The following is a 19,191-nucleotide window of genomic DNA, read 5'->3' as shown; positions in this document are numbered from 1 at the left end:
GGTCCGACCGGTTCACGAGGTCTCAAGTTCGTTGTCGAGGTAGCCGAAGAGTTCGTCGTCGGTGGCCGCGTCGAAGCCGGCCTCCGCGTCGTCCTCGGCGTCGTCGGCCCGGGTCTCGCTCCAGGTGGCGAGCAGGGCGCGCAGCCGCAGGTCCACCTTGGTGGCGGTGCCGTCATCGGTGAGCGCGAGCAGCGCGCTCTCCAGTTGGTCGAGCTGGTCGAGTACGCCGGTCCCGGGGTCGGGCTCGTCGCTCGGGAGCAGCGTGAGCAGGTGCCGGGTGATCGCGGCGGCCGACGGGTGGTCGAAGACGAAGGTCGAGGCGAGCCGCAGGCCGGTGACCGCGGTCAGTCGGTTGCGCAGTTCCACCGAGGTCAGCGAGTCGAACCCGAGGTCGCCGAGCGCGCGGCCGGGGTCGACCTCGGTGCCGGGCGCGTGGCCGAGCACCGCCCCGACCTGCGTGCAGACCAGGTCGAGGACCGTCTGCTCGCGTTCCTCGGCGGGCAGGCCCGCGAGAGTGTCGGCGAACGTCGCGGCCGCGACGGGGGCCGTCGGCGTGGCGCGGCGGGCGGGGGCACGGACCAGGCCGCGCAGCAGCGGGGGCAGGGTGCCGTCGGCCGCCTGACCGCGCAGTGCGGCGGTGTCGAGGAGGACCGGCACGAGTACCGCGCGGTCGTCGCGCGTCGCGGCGTCGAACAGCGCGAGCGCGTCGTCGGTGGGCAGTTCGAGGACGCCGGAGCGGCCGAGGCGGGCCCGGTCGCCCTCGTCGAGCGCCGCCGTCATGCCGCTCGCGGCGGCCCACAGACCCCACGCCACGGAGACGCCGGGCAGGCCGAGTGCGTGGCGGCGCCGCACGAGCGCGTCGAGCGCCGCGTTGGCGGCCGCGTAGCTGCCCTGGCCCGCGCTGCCGAGGACTCCGGCCGCCGAGGAGAACACGACGAACGCGGACAGGTCGGCGTCCCTGGTCAGCTCGTCCAGGTGCAGCAGGCCGTCGACCTTCGGGCCGAAGACGCGGTCGACGCGTTCGGATGTCAGCGACTCCAGTACGCCGTCGTCGACGACGCCCGCGGTGTGCACGACCGCGCCGAGCGGCCGGTCAAGCGAGGCGAGGAGCGCCGCGACGGAGTCCCGGTCGGCCACGTCGCAGGCCGCCACGGACACCTCGGCGCCCAGCGCGACCAGTTCGTCGCGCAGCTCCTCGGCGCCCTCGGTCGCCAGGCCCTTGCGGCCCGCGAGGACGAGGTAGCGGACGCCTCGTTCGGCGACGAGGTGCCGGGCCACGATCGCGCCGAGCGTGCCCAGGCCGCCGGTCACCAGGACCGGGCGGTCCGGGTCGATCGGTGCGGGCACGGTCAGCACGGCCTTGCCGGTGAGCCGGGTCTCGGCGACGTGACGGAACGCCTCGGGTGCGCGGCGGACGTCCCAGGCGCGCACCGGCAGGGAGGACAGCACGCCCGCCTCGCAGAGCGCGAGGACGTCGGCGAGCATCTCCTGGCAGCGGTCGGGGTCCGGCTGCGTCTGGTCGAACGCGGCGTACGTGACGCCGGACGGCAACGCGTCGGGCTCGTGTCCTTCGGCCTTGCCCGCCTCGACGAACCGCCCGCCGTCGGGCAGCAGTTCCAGGAAGGCGTCGGTGAACTCCCGCCCCGCCGGAGAGGTGTCCGCGTGCTCCCGCGCTTCCGTGGCGGCCGCCTCGGACTCCCGCGCCAGCAGGTTCAGGACCACGTGCACGCCGCGCCCGCCGGTCTCCACGGCGAACGTCGCCGCGAAGCCGGTGTCGTCCGACGACGCCAGGTGCGCGGCGGGCACACCCGCAGCCCGTACGACGTCCCACTCCTCGGGGCGCGCGGTCGCGAACACCTCCGCGCCCCAGTGCCGGGCGAGTTGTACGGCGGCCAGGCCGACGTCGCCCGCCGCTCCGTGGACGAGGACGGACTCGCCGCGGCGCAGGTCCGCCAGGTCGCGCAGGGCGTGGTACGCGGTGAGGAAGGCCAGCGGCACCGTGGCGGCGTCCGCGAAGGACCAGCCCGCGGGCACCGGGGCGAGGAGCCTGTGGTCGGTGACCGCGAGCGGTCCGAAGCCCCTGCCGGCCAGGCCGAGCACGTGGTCGCCCACGGTCAGGCCGGTCACCGCCGAGCCGGTCTCGGTGACCACGCCCGCGATCTCGCCGCCCGGTTCGGCGGCGTCGGGGTGGGCGTCGAGGGCGATCAGCGCGTCGCGGAGGTTCAGTCCGGCCGCGCGGACGGCGACGCGTACCTCGCCGGGTGCGAGGGGAGCGGTGGCGTCCGGGTGCGGCACCAGGGCGAGGCCGTCCAGGGAGCCGCGCGCCTTGACGTCGAGGTGCCACGGGCCGTCGGCGGGCGGAGTGAGCACCCTGTCGGCGGTGGTGCGGGCGAGCCTGGGCACGGTCACCCGGCCTGCGCGTACGGCCAGTTGGGGCTCGTCGGAGGCCAGCGCGGCGGGCACGGCGAGGGCGGACTCGGCGGTGTCGGCGGTGTCGTCGATGTCGACGAGCACGAACCGGCCGGGGTTCTCGGTCTGCGCCGACCGGATCAGGCCCCACACGGCGGCCTGCGCCGCGTCGGGCACGTCGGTGTCGACGGCGCCGCGGGTCACGAACACCAGGCGCGTGCCCGTGGTCCGCTCGTCGGCGAGCCAGGCCTGGGCCAGGGCGAGCGCCCAGGACACCGTGTCCCGGGCCGCCTTCCCGTCCACGTCGGACGCCCGGGGGCAGCGGACGAGCAGGTCGCTCACGCCGTCGAGGGCGGCGAAGTCGGAGACGGTGGGGGTGTCGGGGCCGAAGTCGGCCGCGTCCGGGCCGCGGTGGGCCGGACTGCGGCCGTTCACACGGAGGTGGTCCGCGCCGCCGGCCGTCGCGTCGCGGCCGTCCGCAGCGAGAGCGGCCGCATCCCGGCCGTCCGCGCCACGACCGTTGACACGGACGTCGTCCGCACCGCGAGCCGCCCCGTCCCAGCCGTCCACCCCGTGAGCCGTCGCCCCAAGGCCGTCCACACCGAGGCCCTCCGCCGCGAGCACGGCGAGCCCGACCGGCCTCTGCCCGCTCGCGGCTAGCGGCGCCCACTGCACTTCGAGCAGGGCGTCGGAGGTCCGGGAGCCGGTCCCGCGGAGGTCCGCCGGTCGCATCACCAGTGACTCGACGGTCGCCACCGGCCGCCCCGCGGGGTCCGCGACGGACAGCGACATCTCGTCCATCCCCTGCCCCGTCGGCGACCAGCGCACCCGCAGCGCCGAGGCGCCGACGGCGTGCAGCCGCACTCCCCTGAAGCTGAACGGCAGCCGGGGGCCCGCGCCGACCTCGTCGAGGGCACGCAGCACGGGTGCGTGCAGCGCGGCGTCGAGCAGGGCGGGGTGCACGCTGAAGCCGTCGCCGACGGTCCCGTCCGGCAGGGCCACCTCGACGTACACGTCGCGGTCGAGGCTCCAGGCCGCGCGCAGCGCGCGGAACACGGGCCCGTAGCCGTAGCCGAGTTCGTCGAGGCGGTCGTAGATGCCGTCGACGTCCATCGGTGTCGCGCCTCGCGGCGGCCACGCGGCGAGGTCGGTCTCCTGCACGTCGCCCGTGGTGAGCAGGCCGGTGGCGTGCTCGGTCCACGGTGCGTCCCGGTCGGCGTCGTCGGCCCGTGAGTGCACGCGGATGCTCCGCGTGCCGTCGTTCTCCGCGCCCACCGTGACGCGCAGGGCGAGGCCGCCGCGCTCGGGCAGGGCCATCGGGGCCTGCAGGGTCAGTTCGTCGACGGTGTCGAGGCCGCAGTGGCTCGCGGCGTGCAGGGCGAGGTCGAGGAAGCCGGTGCCGGGGAACAGCACCCGGCCACCGACGCCGTGGTCGGCGAGCCACGGATGGGTCCGGGTGGAGAGCCTGCCGGTGAAGACGACGCCGTCGGATTCGGGCAGCGCGACCGCGGCGCGCAGCAGCGGGTGGTCGCCCGCGGCGACACCGAGAGCCGCTGTCGCCCCGTCACCGGCGGGGGCGACGGCGGCGGTCAGCCAGTAGCGGTCGTGCTGGAAGGCGTAGGTGGGCAGGTCGACGCGGCGACCCGGGCCGCCGAGCGCGGCGGCGGCGTCCAGCTTCGCGCCGCGGACGTACAGGTGCGCGGCGGCGAGCGTGAGCGCGTCCGGTTCGGGCCGGTCGGAGCGGAGCGTCGGCACGAACACCGTGTCGGGGGCGCTGTCCTGGCCCATCGCGGCGAGCACGGTGCCGGGCCCGACCTCCACCATCGTCGTCACGCCCTGCGCGACGAGTGCCGTGACGCCGTCGGCGAACCGCACCGGTCGGCGCACATGCCGCACCCAGTGGTCGGGCGAGGCCAGTTCGTCGGCGTCGACCGGCGCGCCGGTCAGCGTGGACACGATGGGCAGCGTGGGCGGATGGGCGGTGGCGCCCGCCACGACACGGCGGAACGCGGCCAGCATCGGCTCCATGAGCGGCGAGTGGAACGCGTGGCTGACGCGCAGCCTGGTCACCTTGCGGCCCTGTGCCTTGAGGCGGTCGGCGAGGTCGAGCACCTCGCGTTCGCTGCCGGACAGGACCAGGGAGTTCGGGCCGTTGATGGCGGCGATGCCGACGTGCTCGGAGAGCTCCGGCGCGATCTCGTCCTCGGCGGCCTGCACGGCGACCATGACGCCACCGGCGGGCAGTTCCTGCATGAGCGCGCCGCGGGCGGCGACGATCGCGCAGGCGTCGGCCAGCGAGAAGACCCCGGCGACGTGGGCGGCGGTGAGTTCGCCGATGGAGTGGCCCGCGAGCGCGTCGGGCTTGAGGCCCCAGGACTCCCACAGGCGGTAGAGGGCGACCTCGACGGCGAACAGCGCGGGCTGGGCGTACTCGGTGCGGTCGAGGAGTGCCTGGTCGTCGCCGAGGACGACGTCGCGCAGCGGCAGCGCGAGGTGCGGGTCGAGGTGGGCGAACGCCTCGTCGAGGGCGTCGGCGAACACGGGGTGCGCCGCGTACAGGCCGCTGCCCATGCCGATGCGCTGGGAGCCCTGGCCGGAGAACAGCACGGCGAGCGTGCCGCCGTCGGGGGTGCCGCGCACCACGGCCGGGTCGTCGGCGCCGACGGTCAGCGCGTCGAGTCCGACGCGCAGTTCGGAGGTGTCGGTGCCGAGGACGACGGCGCGGTGGTCGAGCGCGGCGCGGCCGGTGGTGAGCGTGGTGGCGACGTCCACCGGGGACAGGCCGGGCCGCTCGTCGACGGTGGCGGCGAGGCGGGCCGCCTGGTCGCGCAGCGCGGCGGTGTCGCGGGCGGACAGCGCCCACGCCAGGGTCCGTCCATCGGGCTCGGCGGTCGGGGCCGCGGGTACGGACTCGGCCTGGGTGCCGACCTGTTCGAGGATGACGTGTCCGTTGGTGCCGCTGACGCCGAACGCGGACACGGCGGCACGCCGGGGCCGGTCGGCCTCGGGCCACGGCCGGTCGTCGGCGAGGAGTTCCACGGCGCCGGTCGTCCAGTCCACGTGCTGGGACGGGCGGTCCAGGTGCAGGGTGCGCGGCAGGACGCCGTGGCGCAGCGCCTGCACCATCTTGATGACGCCCGCGATGCCCGAGGCCGCCTGGGTGTGGCCGATGTTGGACTTCAGCGCGCCGAGGAGCAGCGGCCGGTCGGCGGGGCGTTCCTGGCCGTACGTGGCGAGGAGTGCCTGGGCCTCGATGGGGTCGCCGAGCCGGGTGCCGGTGCCGTGGCCCTCGACGGCGTCCACGTCCGCGGCGGACAGGCCCGCGTTGGCGAGGGCCGCGCGGATGACCTGCTGCTGTGCGGGCCCGTTGGGCGCGGAGAGGCCGTTGGACGCCCCGTCCTGGTTGACGGCGGAGCCGCGGACGACGGCGAGCACTTCGTGGCCGTTGGCCCGGGCGTCGGAGAGGCGTTCCAGCAGGATCAGGCCCGCGCCCTCGCCCCAGCCGACGCCGTCGGCGGCGTCGGCGAAGGGCTTGCACCGGCCGTCGGGGGCCAGGCCGCCCTGCAGGCTGAACTCGGCGAAGGGCATCGGCGTCACCATGATCGCGGTGCCGCCCGCCAGGGCCATCGAGCACTCCCCCGACCGCAGTGCCTGCACGGCGAGGTGCAGGGCGACCAGCGAGGACGAGCAGGCGGTGTCCACGGTGACGGCGGGACCGCGCAGGCCGAGGGAGTAGGCGACGCGGCCGGACACGACGCTCAGGGCGTCGCCGGTCAGGCGGTAGCCGTCCATCTCGGGCGTCGCCTGCTCCATGGTGCCCGAGTAGCTCTGCGGCGAGGCGCCGACGAACACGCCGGTGAGGCTGTCGCGCACGGACGACGGGTCGATGCCCGCCCTTTCGAAGGCCTCCCAGGCCAGTTCGAGCACCTGCCGCTGCTGCGGGTCCATCGCGAGGGCCTCGCGCGGGGCGATGCCGAAGAAGCCCGCGTCGAAGCCGCCCGCGTCGTCGAGGAAGGCGCCCTCCAGGGTGCGGCTGCGGCCCAGGGCCTCCGCGTCGGCCGGGTACAGCCGGTCGGTGTCCCAGCCCCGGTCGTCGGGGAACTCCCCGACGGCGTCGTGTCCGGCCATGACGAGCGACCACAGGTCCTCGGGTCCGCGGACGCCGCCGGGGTAGCGGCAGCTCATCGCCACCACGGCGATCGGATCGTCGGCGGCCCCGGTCGTGGTGGTCGGGGTCGGCGCGGCGGTCTGCTGTGCGCCGAGCACGACGGTCAGCAGTTCGGCGGCGAGGGCCGTGGGGGTCGGGTGGTCGAACACGACGGTCGCGGGCAGTCGTACGCCGGTCGCGGTGTTGAGGCGCTTGCGGAGCTCGATGGCGGTCAGGGAGTCGAAGCCCAGCTCGCGGAAGGCGCGGTCGGGCGTGACGGTGTCGGGTCCTTCGTGGCCGAGCACCGCGGCGGCGTGGCCGCGGACCAGGTCGAGCAGGAGCCGGCGCCGGTCGGCGTCGGTGAGAGGGGCGAGGCGGTCGGCGAGCGCGCCACCGGCGGCGGGCTGGTCCACGGCGTCCTGCTCGGCGAGCGCGACGACGTCGGGTATCTCGCTGATCAGGGGGCGGGAGCGGGCGGCCGTGAAGCCGGGGGCGAAGCGGGCCCAGTCGAAGTCCGCGACCGTGAGGGTGGTCTCGCCCGCCGCGAGGGCGGTGGCGAGCGCGCCGACCGCGAGCTGTGGCCGCATGGGGCGCAGGCCCCGGCGGCGCAGCTGGTCGTCCAGGTCGCCCGTGACCATGCCGCCGCCCGCCCACATGCCCCAGGAGACCGAGGTGGCGGGCAGTCCGTCGGCGTGGCGGCGCTGTGCGAGGCCGTCGAGGAAGGCGTTGGCGGCGCCGTACGCCCCCAGTTCACCGCTGCCCCACACCGCGGAGCCGGAGGAGAACAGCACGAACGCGTCCAACTCGCGTCCGGCGCACAGCTCGTCGAGGTGGACCGCGCCGACGGCCTTGGCGCCGACGGCGTGGGCGAGGTCCGAGGTGGTGGTGTCGGCGAGGGGCAGGGACGGGACGGTGCCGGCCGCGTGGAAGACGGAGCGGACGGGGGTGCCGTCGGCGTCGAGCCGGGCGAACAGGTCGGCGAGGGCGGCGCGGTCGGCGGCGTCGCAGGCGGCGACGGTGGTCCGGGCGCCGAGCGCGGTCAGTTCGGCCACCAGGTCCTGGGCGCCGGGGGCGTCCGGGCCGCTGCGGCTGGTCAGCACGATGTGTTCGGCTCCGCTTGTCGCCAGCCAGCGGGCGACGTGCCCGCCGATGGCGCCGGTGCCGCCGGTGATCAGCGCGGTGCCGCTGGTGCGCCAGGCGGGTGCCGCCGCAGGTGCGGGCGCCGGTACGAGCCGCCGCACGGTCACGCCGGAGGCGCGGACGGCCAGTTGGTCCTCGTCGGTCTGCCCGGCGAGGACGGCGGCGAGCCGGGTGCCGGTCCTGGCGTCGGGGGTCACGGGGAGGTCGACGAGGCCGCCCCAGCGCTCCGGGTGCTCCAGGCCGACGGCGAGGCCGAGGCCCCACACCTGGCTCTGCGCCGGGTGGGTCAGCGGGTCGGAGCGTCCGACGGACACCGCGCCGGTCGTGGCCAGCCACAGGGGCGCGCCGATCCCGGCGTCACCGAGCGCCCGGACCAGCGCCAGCGTGCCGGAGAGACCACCGGGGACGGTCGGCGCCGCGGGGTCGGGCCGCTCGTCGAGGGCGAGCAGGGACAGTACGCCACTGGGTACGACGTCCAGGGCGCTCAGCGACTCGGCCGTGCCATCGACGTGCAGGACGTCGGCGCCGTGGGCACGCAGCGCGTCGGCGGCCGCCGTCAGCCACGGGTGCTCCGCGTCGGACGGCGGGCCGACCAGGAGCCAGGTCCCGGTCAGGGTAGGGGTGGTGGCGGTGCCGAGCGGGCGCCAGACGATCCGGTGGCGCCAGGAGTCGACGGCGGTCCGCTCCTGGCTGCGGCGGCGCCAGTCGGCGAGGCTGGGCAGGACGTCGGTCAGGGGCGCGTCGGCGGGCACGTCGAGCGTGGTGGCGAGGTCGCCGCGCTCCACCGCGGCCCAGAACTCCGCGAACGCGGGGTCGTCGCCACCGGCCGCGGGGCGGGACGTCTCGTCGAGCCAGAACCGCCTGCGCCGGAACGGGTACGTCGGCAGGTCCACGTGCCGTCCGGCGGGCACGACGGCGTGCCAGTCGAAGGACAGGCCCTCGACGTACGCCTCGGCGGCGGAGAGCAGGAACCGGTCGAGGTCGCCGTCGGTGCGGCGCAGAGTGCCGACGACGATGGCGTCGCCCCCGGTCGCGTCCACGGTCTCGCGGACGCCGATGGTGAGCACGGGGTGCGGGCTGCACTCGACGAACGCGCCGACACCGTGGTCGATCAGGCCGCGCGTGGCCTCCTCGAAGCGCACGGTGTTCCGCAGGTTCCGGTACCAGTAATCGGCGCCCACCTCGGTGCCGGTCAGCCACTCCCCCGTGACCGTGGACAGCATCGGCACACCCGCGGCCTGAGGCTCCACGCCCGCCAGCACACGCGCGAGTTCGTCCTCGATGCGCTCGACGTGCGGCGAGTGGGAGGCGTAGTCGACGGGGATCCGCCGGGCCCGCCTGCCGTCGGCGGCGCAGGCCTCGACCAGCTCGTCCAGCGCGTCCGCGTCACCCGCGACCACCACCGAACCGGGCCCGTTGACCGCGGCGACCGAGATCCGCCCGTCCCACGGCGCGATCCACTCCCGGGCGTCGTCGACCGTCGCCGCGAGCGACACCATGCCGCCCTGACCCGACAGCGCGAGGATGGCTTTGCTCCGCAGCGCGACGATCCTGGCGGCGTCCGCGAGCGACAGGGCGCCCGCGACGTGCGCGGCGGCGATCTCGCCCTGGCTGTGCCCGACGACCGCATCGGGTTCGACACCGTACGAACGCCACAGCGCCGCGAGCGACACCATCACCGAGAACAGCGCGGGCTGCACGACGTCGACCCGCTCCAGCTCCGCCGCGTCGGCGAGCACGTCCCACAACGACCAGTCCACGTACGGCGCGAGGGCCTCGGCGCACGCCTCCATCGAGGCACGGAACACCGGCGACGACTCCGCCAGCTCCGCGCCCATGCCCAGCCACTGCGAGCCCTGGCCGGGGAACACGAACGCCACCTTCCCCGCGGGCCGCGCGACGCCGATCGCCATCCGGGCGGACTCGGCCCCCTGGGCCACCGCAGTCAGCGCGTCGGCGCCGCCCGCCACCACCACGGCGCGGTGCTCGAAGACCGAGCGGGACAGCAGACCGGCCGCCATGTCGGCGGGCGTCAACTGCTCCACGACGGCGGCGAGTCGGGCGGCGTGGGCGCGCAGGGCGTCCTCCGAGCGCGCGGAGAACACCAGCGGCACGGACGCGGACGACGGCTCCGGGTCGGCCGGAACCTCGTCGGGCGCCTGCTCCAGGACGGCGTGGGCGTTGGTGCCGCTGATGCCGAACGAGGACACACCGGCCCGCCGGGGGCGCTCGACCTCGGGCCAGGGCGTGTTCTCGGTGACCAGGGACACCGCGCCCGTCGTCCAGTCGACGTGCGGGGTGGGCTCGGTGATGTGCAGGCTCTTGGGCAGTTCGCCGTGCTGCAGCGCGAGCACCATCTTGATCAGGCCCGCGACGCCGGACGCGGCTTGTGTGTGGCCGATGTTCGACTTCACCGAGCCGAGCAGCAGCGGCCGGTCGGCCGGGTGCTCCTGGCCGTAGGTGGCGAGCAGCGCGTCGGCCTCGATCGGGTCGCCGAGCTTCGTGCCGGTGCCGTGCGCCTCGACGGCGTCGACCTCGGCGGCGGACACGCCCGCGTCGGCGAGGGCCTGCCGGATCACGCGGCGCTGGGCGGGGCCGCTGGGGGCGGTGAGGCCGTTGGACGCGCCGTCCTGGTTGATGGCGGTGCCCTTGACGAGGGCGAGCACGGGGTGTCCGTTGCGGCGCGCGTCGGAGAGCCGCTCCAGGAGCACCATGGTGGCGCCCTCGGCGAGGCCGAACCCGTCCGCGCTGGCCGAGAACGCCTTGCTGCGGCCGTCGGGGGCCAGCGCGCGCTGGCGGCTGAACTCCACGAACAGGCCCTGCGACGGCATGACCGTGACGCCGCCCGCGAGCGCGACGGTGCACTCGCCGCGGCGCAGCGACTGCACGGCCAGGTGCAGGGCGGCCAGCGACGACGAGCACGCCGTGTCGACGGTGACGGCGGGTCCTGAGAAGCCGAACGTGTAGGAGAGCCTGCCGGACGCGACGCTCGCGGTGTTGCCGGTGAGGAGGTAGCCCTCCAGGTCCGCGGGCGCCTCGTGCAGTCGCGGCCCGTAGTCCATCGTCATCGCGCCCACGAACACGCCCGCGCGGCTCCCGCGCAGCCCGGCCGGGTCGATGCCCGCGCGCTCGATCGCCTCCCAGGAGATCTCCAGGAGCAGCCGCTGCTGCGGGTCCATGCCGAGGGCCTCGCGCGGTGATATCCCGAAGAACTCCGGGTCGAACTCGGTGGCCCCGTGCAGGAATCCGGCTTCGCGCTGGTAGTAGCCGCCCGCCCGCTCGGCGTCCTCGTCGTAGCGTCCGTCCAGGTCCCAGCCGCGGTCGGCGGGGAACGCGGTGACGCCGTCGCCGCCCGCGGACAGCAGCTCCCACAGGTCCTCGGGGCTCTGTACGCCGCCGGGCAGGCGGCAGCTCATCGCGACGACGGCGATCGGGTCGTCGTCGCCGGCCGTCATGGGGGCCAGGGGCTCGTCGTCCTCGTCGGCCGTGCCGAGCAGGACGCGGTCGATGTGCGTGGCGAGGCCTCGGCACGTCGGGTTGTCGAACACCGCGGACACGGGCAGCTTCAGGCCGGTGGCGGCGTTCAGGAGGTTCCGCAGCGACACCGCGCCCGCCGAGTCCACGCCCAGCTCCAGGAGCGGCGCGTCCACGTCGCCCAAGAGCGCGGCGTCCCCGCCGGCGACGGCGGCGACCTGCGCGCGGACCAGGTCGAGGAGGAGTCCGTGGCGGTCGGCTGCGGCCGCGAGCCGGTCGGTGAGCGACGGGGCGGGGGTGGTCGCGGGCGCCGCGTCCAGCGGGTAGGCGGGCAGCGGCACCGTGCGGGCGTCCCGGCCCGCGAACACCGCGTCCCAGTCGGGGAGTACGCCGTGCGCGTGCAGGGCGGCGAGCGCGGCGGTCAGGTGGTCGGCGCTGCCCGGGCCACGGCGCAGCGTCCCGAGGACGACGGCGTCGACGGCGGCGTCCTCGGCGGTCTCCTGCACGGCCCTGGTGAGGACGGGGTGCGGGCTCGACTCGACGAGCAGGCGGTGGCCCGCGGCCAGTGCGGCGCGGGTGGCGCCCTCGAAGTCGGCGGTGTGGCGCATGTTGCGGCACCAGTGGTCCGCGGTGAGCGTGAGCGGGTCGACCCGCTCGCCCGTGGTGCCCAGGTAGATCGGCACGTCCGTCGGGCGGGGTGTGATCGGGGCGAGGTCGGCGCGCAGCCCGTCGAGGACCGCGTCGACCTGGCGGCCGTGCGCCGCGATGCGGATGTCGATGGCCCTGGCCTTGATGCCGTCCGTGGCGAGCTCGGCGAGTAGTTCGTCGGCCTCGGCCTCGACGCCGGAGACCAGGACCGAGCCGGGGGCGTGCACGGCGGCGAGGTCGAGCCCGTCGTAGCGGGTCAGCCGTTCGCGTACCTCGTCGGCGGACGCGAGGACGGACAGCATCACGCCGCCTTCGAGCAGGTGCACTTGCGCCTGGGCGAACAGGGCCACGGCCCGCGCGCCGTCCTCGACGGACAGCGCGCCCGCGACCGTCGCGGCCGGGAGCTCGCCGGCGCTGGAGCCGATCACGGCGTCGGGCACCACGCCCCAGGACCGCCACAGGGCGGCCAGGGACACCATCATCGCCCAGAGCGCGGGCTGTCCCACGTCCGGCCGGTCGAGCGACGGGGTGTCCGTGCGGCCGCGCAGGACGTCCATGACGGGCCAGTCCACGTGCGGCGTGAGGGCGTCCGCGCAGGCCCGCAGCTGCTCGGCGAACACCGGGAAGCGGTCCATCAACTCGTCGGCCATGCCCGGCCATTGGGGGCCGTGCCCGGGGAACACGAAGGCGAGGCCGTCCGCGGCGGCCGGGGCGGGGCCGCCGGTGGCGAGTCCCGGGACGGGCAGTCCGCCCTTGCTGAAGGCGGCCAACTCGTCGGTGAGGCGGGCCCGGTCGGCGCCGACGAACACGGCGCGCTCGGCGAGCGCGGGGCGGGTGGTGGCGAGGGACAGGGCGACGTCGGCGAGCGGCAGTTCCGGCTCGGCGTCGAGGAGTACGCACAGGTCGGCGGCGCGCGCCCGCAGAGCGTCCTGGCTGTGGGCCGAGAGCGTGATCGGGACGGCGGGGCCGGGTGTCGCGTCGCGGCCGGGGGCGGGGCGGCCCGAGTGCCGGGCGGCCTCGACGAGTGCGGAAACGTTGTCGGGCCACGTGTGGTCGGGGCCGACGCGGTAGCCGAAGGTCGCGGTCCTGGCGTCGTCGCCCGGCGCGAGCACGGCGTGGGCGCCGTCGGCGCCGACGAGCGCCAGGTCGCAGGCGCCGGAACGCACGGCGGCGAGGGCCTCGGCGAGGGCCTCGGGTCCGGTGCGGCGCGGGCCGCTGAGGCCGAGCGCGTCCGCTAACTCGTCGGCGTCGCCCGCATCCGCGCCGTCGGCGGTCAGGTAGACGCCGATGCCCGCCCGGTCGTCGCCGACGCCCGCGTCCTCACAGGCCGTCCACGCCGACTCCACGGCGGCGGTCAGGTCCGCCGGCGGCGTCGCACCGGTCAACTCGGCCCACACACCGGGATCCGGCTCGGTCCGCACCGGTGCCGCGGGGGCGACTCCGATGACGGCGACAGTGCCGATGTCCACTCGTGCCAATTCGCACATGGCAGCCTCTGCCCTCGTCAATCGTCCACTAAAGAACACGCACTTGATTGGCCCCGAATTGACTCCGACGACTTCTCGGCCAATCGGTCCCGACAACTGGCGCAAGTCAAGACCAGGGCTCCAGAAATTGTCAACTGACGTCTATTTCAAGTCGACCGACGACTATTTCCGGTCTCAACCATCACTGGCCGACTTTGAACATGCGGGTATCGCGCCCGCGCGAGGAATACACACCATCGCCACACGGACGCCAGTCGGCGCGCCCTGACTCATGAAATTTACGGGGCCGACCTCGGGAATTTACCGGGGCCGTTGACCTTCAAGGCAACGAAAACCCCTGCTCATACCATGCGAGGCGGCCGGACGGGCTCCCGAGGATGTGACGAGTCCGAGACATCTGGTTGATGCGTGGACATGTCCCTGTCATACGACTGTCGATCTCGGGTCACGCGAAGCTCCATAACAGGTAAACGCCTGCCCGTATTCGCGTCGAAACGCCAATCGCGTGACGAAAAGAAGACGCCGAGCGGACCGGTGGCGTAACCCCGGGAAACACCGGCGCGGGGCTCAAGGCAGGGCAATGGCGCGGATGCTGACGCGGCACCGGCATGGCACCGCGACGGCCCGGAACACCCAGGCCGGGGCAGCATGGAAGGGACCCGTCAGCGCCACCCGGAGCGGGCCGGGAGCGTGGGCTCGGACGACCTCGGCGCCGCCAGGCCGGAGCGGAGTGTCGTGCGCGTGTCAGCCGTCGGTGGAGCGCCGGGACAGGAAAGCACGGCGATCGGCGATTTCACGGTCTTCGGGACACGCAAGAAAGCAGAGGGAAAGCCCTGGTTCCGCTCTCGAAAGAACACGGCTGGGGTAGAGACGTGCAATACGTCGAGGCATGCATTACATCGAGGTTCGGCAGCCATGGACCGAGTGGGGCCGAGTGGCACGGAACGTCAGGGGTCTACTTGGTTTTAGGTATGGACAACGGCCCGGAATGGACTCCGCAGGGCGGCCGGCAGGGCGCGCCGGGAAGAACCAGAACCTGCTTCGCGGGTCACCGGACCTCAGTCTCCCTTTACCTGGACTCCACATGAGCATCGGGCTCACTGCGGGAAGTCGGGGGAACGACTCTCCGGGAGGCCCAATGGGGGTACGCGGCCATCTCGCTCACGGGTCAGGTGAATGCGATGTCACCGCGTTGCGCCTACGGCAACAGTATCGGACGCCCCTTTGCCCGTACCACCCTGACCTTTTGTGGCTATCGGTGGCGCGACCACCCTTCCTTACTCCTGCGTAAGATCAGTCGCCGCGCACACCGAACGCCCCATTTATATGCCTGAGCGAAGAGTCGCCGCCCTTGCCACCTGGGCGTCAGCCCGGCCCGGTTCGCATCCGCGATACCCGGGACCGACACCCGCGCGGCATCGGGCCCCGCACCCGGGAACGGACATCCAGGCAGGCGGACGTGCCCGTTTGGCCATCATGACTGCCCGTTTCCCGCCCGTATCGGGCCCTTAAATGATCATCGTGGCCCATCTCACAACGCACCCGGTCGCTCACGCACCGCAGTCCCGCGGGGCCCGCCGCAGATCGGCGAGGAGGCCGTCGAGCGCACCGCCCAGAGCTGCGGAGTTGGCCCGATCGAACCAAGTGGTGCGGATGCGCTCGTTGTTGCCGCGCGGGGTCTCGTGGTCGGCGGCGAGCCGGTCCAGGGAGCGGCTCGCGTCGCCCAGGGAGCGGCCGACGCCCTCAAAGAGCCCCCGGACGTAACGCTCGGCGTCCTCGGGGGCGATGCCCTGGTCGGCGGCCCACGACGCGAGCGTGGCGAGATACGCGTAGTGGGTCGTGAGCGTCCCTGTGAGCGCGGAGAAGACGTCGAAGGCGGCCTCGTCCGCGACCGGGAGCGCCCCGCCGAGGCGCTCGAAGAGCGCGTCCACGACCGGATGCGACGGATACGTGACCGTGACGGAACGGCGTTCGCGGACGGCTGGCAAGGGGATGGCTCGTGTCAACGGAGCGTCCGTGGCGAGCGTGCGGCGCAGCTCGTCGTTGCCGACGCCGGCCATCACGTTGACCACGACCTTGTCGTCGTCCACCCGCAACCCGGCGAGCGCCGCCCGCTGGTCCTGGCGGCGCACGGCGATGAACACCACGTCCGAGCGGTCCACCACCTCCTGGTTGTCCGCGCAGGTCCGCACGTTCTCGTGACGCGCCGACAACTCCGCGGCCGTGCGGGCCCCTCGGGGCGAGAGAAACACCTCCGGCGCCCCCTCGCCCCCGCCCTCGTCCCCCTCGCACAGGCCCGTCACGACGGCCCGTCCGATCTCGCCGACCCCGATCACGCCGATGCGCTTCACCATGTCTTCCTCTCCTTCGCGTGCTGATCGGGGCCCATGCTCCGTCGCCTCACCCGGCGAGGGAAGCGCGGAGGAAGTCGAGGATCTCCGCCCGCGCGGGCTCGGCCTGCGGGACCACGCCCGGCAGGCTCAGGAACGCGTGCGGGGCTTCGGCGTGTTCGGTGAGCCGCACAGACGTCCCGGCCGCGCGCAGCCCTTCGGCGTAGCGGCGGCCGTGATCGGCCAGCGGGTCGTGGGTCGGCACCACCACGAGCGCCGGGGGCAGCCCGCCCAAGTCGTCGGCGTACAGCGGCGAGAGCGCGCGGGGGTCGGTCCCCTCCGGCACGGCGAGCCGCTGGAACAGGCGCAGGACCGGCAGGGCGAGGGTCGGGGTGTGCGCGTGCTCGGTGATCGAGGGGTACGCGAACATCGTGTCGGTGACGTCGACGGCGGGGTTGACGAGCACCTGCGCCCGCAGGCCCACGTCGGCCCGCCTGGCCCGGATCGCCGTCAGGGCGCAGATCAACGCACCGCAGCTCTCCCCGAACACGGCGGTCCGCGCCGGGTCGACGCCCCAGCGCCCGGCCTCGCTCAGCACGTGCGTGAGCACGTCCCAGCCGTCGTCGACGGCGTCCGCGAGGGGGTGGTCCTGGTCGACGAGGCGATGCTCCACCGACACCACGACGGCGGGCAGTCGGGCCGCCACATGACTGGTGACCCAGTCGCACTGCGCCGCCGTCCCCACGAACCCGCCCCCGTGCACGTGGAGTACGAGCGGCAGGCCGGTGCGCCCGGCGCCCCCGTCGTCGTGTCCCGGGACCGGCCGGTACACCCGGACCGGGAGTTCACGTCCGGGCAGCGCCACCGTCTCCCACTGGACGGTGGCGCCGGGGTCCGGCTCGCCCAGGATCGACCGTGCCGCGCTCGACGCCCGGAAGCGGTTCTCCGCCTCGCGGTAGGCGACCAGTTCCTCGGCCGTGATCGTCGGCCAGTCGGGCTCCTGCGGGCGCTGCGCGGCAGTGATGTCACTCATGTTTTCTTCTCCTTGCCCGGCGTTGGTCATCACCCGGAGTTTCGCGACCCCAGGTATCGATACTCAAGGTAGCGAAAAGAGGTAGGGTGTGGATATGACATCGCCCACATCCGCCAGGCCGCCGGGCCGCCCGCGCGCCGGCGTCAACGCGGCGGTCTTCGCCGCCACTTTGAGCACGGTCCAGGAGGTCGGGTACGCGCGCGCCACCGTCGAGCGCATCGCCGGCGCGGCGGGCGTCGCGAAGTCGACGGTCTATCGGCGCTGGCCGACGAAGGGCGCGCTGATCGTGGACTGCCTCCTGGACGCCTTCGGCCCGGCGCCGCTCGCGGGCGGCAGCCGGGCCGAGCTCATGACCTCGACGATCCGCTGGGTCGCGGCGAAGGTCGGCGAGCCCGGGGTGGGCGACGCGTTCGCCGGAGTGTTCAGTGACGCCGTCAGCGACCCGGCCCTGCGCGAGATCCTGTCCACGCGGCTGCAGGACCCGTACCGGATCGCGCTCCAGGAGGCGCTCGACGAGCCGGAGAACCGGGTCCTGTTCTTCATCGACGTCGTCGTCGGAGTCCTGCTGCACCGCATGGGCATGACCGGCCAGCCGATGGTCGAGCGCGATGTCGACGCCCTGATCGACATGATCCTGCCGCACTTCACCGAAGGACCGAGCCGGGACTGACGCCTCATCGGGCCACGTCCGGGGCCCGGCGTCCGACGCCGGGCGCCGTGAACACGCGGGCCACAGGCGCCGGAACGCCTCAGGGGCGCCGTCGCCGACGAGTGTCGAGCGACGGGCCCCTGAGAGCTGAGGAGTTGCGGGCTGGGTCAGCGGGCGAGCACGCCGAACTCCATGCCGGGCCACGGGACCTCGGAGGCCGTCGGCGCCTTCACCACGCGGGTGGGCGCGGTCCCGGCGATCTTGCCGCCCTTCGTTCCGACCGACCACACCTCCGACACGTTCGCCCGGACGGGAACGGTGATCTCGGGCTGCTTGTCCCCGTTCAGATCCGTCGTCTTGAGCTGCATGGGGATGCGGTAGACACCCGCGGGACGGGGCAGGCCGGGCGCGTTGTAGCTGGTGAACAGGGCGCCGGTGCCGGTCACACCCTTCTTCGTGCCCTTGAGCACGTACAGGCCGCCCCCGCTGATGTAGCAGTGCTCGCAGGTGGCGTGCCGCTCACCGGGAGCGCCGACGACCAGGTCGGCGTAGCCGTCCTTGTTGAGGTCGCCGGCGGCGACGTCGATGCCGAAGCTGTCGCCCGCCTCCACACCGCCCGGGACTCCGGGGCTGTCCTCGGTGAACACCTTGGCGGCACGGTTCTCGTCCACGCCCCCGGAGGAGCCGTACTGCACCAGGACGCGGCCCGCGTGACGCTCGGTCTCCCGTACGTACGTCGAGTCGCCCACCGCGATGTCGCCGTACCCGTCCTTGTCGAAGTCGCCGACCGTGACGCTGTTGCCGCCGCGGACGGTGGCCGCCGTCTTGCGCAGCCCGGACGCCCCGCCGAGCAGCACCCGGCCCGGCCTGCGCTCGTCGCCGAGGACCACGAGGTCGTCGATGGCACCCTTGTTGATCCGGCCGACGGCCAGCCGCTTCTGGGCGTCGGTGTACCTGAACCCGGCGCCGACGTCCACGGACACGACCGACGCGGGCGAGCCGTCCGCCTTGAAGGGGCCCTTGTGCAGGCGGAGCGCCGTGGAGTCGCCGACGATCAGATCGGCCTTGCCGTCCCCGGTGAAGTCACCGGCCTTCAGGACCGTGCCGAATCCGTCTCCGCGCCCGCCGCCGGGCATCGTGCTGCCGCCCTTCAGGCCGGTGCGGCTGCCCCAGAGCAGCGTGACCTCGCCGCGGCCCTCGGAGCGGGACGCGACGGCGAGGTCCGCGTAGCCGTCGGCGTTGAAGTCGCCGTTCGCGAGCGTCCGGCCGAACACCTGGTTCTGCTTCGCGTCGCCCGGCACACCGGGGCTGTTCTGGGTGACGGCCTTCAGGCCGGTCTGCTGGGCGCCGTTCTTCGAGCCGTACGAGACGGTGACGTAGCCCGCGTTCAGGACCCGGGTGGTGCCGCCGTCCGCGCCGGGGACGTCCAGGCCGCCGTCCGGGGCGCCGATCGCGAGGTCGCGGTACCCGTCGCCGTTGAAGTCGTCGGCGTACCGGGTGGGCGCGGGACCCGCGGGAGCGGCCTCGGCCGCCTGGGTGCCGGTGAGGCCCGGCAGCCCCCCGGTGAGTGTCAAGACCGTCGTGGCCGCCGCGGCGACCACGATCGCGCGACGGAGGTGGCTGCGCACGTCCGTTCCCCCTCTGGGAAGTAAGTAGATGGCACCCCCAAGACCCGTGACGTGCGGGAACGGTTGTGCGGATCTTCACGGCACTTTCACCGCCGCGCCCGGATCCGCCCGGGCGACCGCACCGCCGGGGATGCCGGACGGGGGCCCGGGTCCCCACCCGCAGGAGGACGGCGCGCCGGAGCGCTAGCCCCATCGATGTACCGGCGGGCTCCGCACTCGGCACGATGAACGGCCGCTCGGCGCGGA

5 protein-coding genes are annotated in these 19,191 nt (G+C 74.3%); 1 reads left to right on the top strand and 4 read right to left on the bottom strand.

Going from position 1 to position 19,191, the window contains the following annotated elements; translation table 11 throughout:
- Nucleotides 1-12: 12 nt before the first annotated feature.
- The 3 genes from AB6L24_RS17630 to AB6L24_RS17620 all read right to left on the bottom strand — a co-directional run bounded on the left by AB6L24_RS17630 (nucleotide 13) and on the right by AB6L24_RS17620 (nucleotide 16,668).
- Nucleotides 13-13,287: a type I polyketide synthase gene (locus AB6L24_RS17630; protein WP_405657204.1), complete on the bottom strand. Its 13,275-nt coding sequence runs from the start codon at nucleotides 13,285-13,287 to the stop codon at nucleotides 13-15.
- Nucleotides 13,288-14,855: 1,568 nt separating this feature from the next.
- Entirely contained in the window at nucleotides 14,856-15,659 is an 804-nt protein-coding gene (locus AB6L24_RS17625) for an NAD(P)-binding domain-containing protein (RefSeq protein WP_405656303.1), read from the bottom strand.
- A 46-nt stretch (nucleotides 15,660-15,705) separates the two neighbouring features.
- Nucleotides 15,706-16,668: an alpha/beta hydrolase gene (locus AB6L24_RS17620; protein WP_405656301.1), complete on the bottom strand. Its 963-nt coding sequence runs from the start codon at nucleotides 16,666-16,668 to the stop codon at nucleotides 15,706-15,708.
- A 94-nt stretch (nucleotides 16,669-16,762) separates the two neighbouring features.
- On the opposite strand from AB6L24_RS17620, the gene AB6L24_RS17615 reads away from it, so the two are divergent.
- Entirely contained in the window at nucleotides 16,763-17,338 is a 576-nt protein-coding gene (locus tag AB6L24_RS17615) for a TetR/AcrR family transcriptional regulator (RefSeq protein ID WP_405656300.1), read from the top strand.
- A gap of 146 nt (nucleotides 17,339-17,484) precedes the next feature.
- On the opposite strand, the gene AB6L24_RS17610 is transcribed toward AB6L24_RS17615, so the two are convergent.
- Nucleotides 17,485-18,945 (bottom strand): FG-GAP-like repeat-containing protein, encoded by a 1,461-nt coding sequence (locus AB6L24_RS17610; RefSeq protein WP_405656299.1) that lies wholly within the window; start codon nucleotides 18,943-18,945, stop codon nucleotides 17,485-17,487.
- Between the last annotated feature and the right edge of the window lie 246 nt (nucleotides 18,946-19,191).

The sequence above is a fragment of the Streptomyces sp. RK9 genome, assembly GCF_045070545.1.
Lineage (GTDB): Bacteria > Actinomycetota > Actinomycetes > Streptomycetales > Streptomycetaceae > Streptomyces > Streptomyces alboflavus.
Note: the sequence above shows the minus strand (reverse complement) of the source record. Positions and strands in the feature narration are given on the sequence as shown.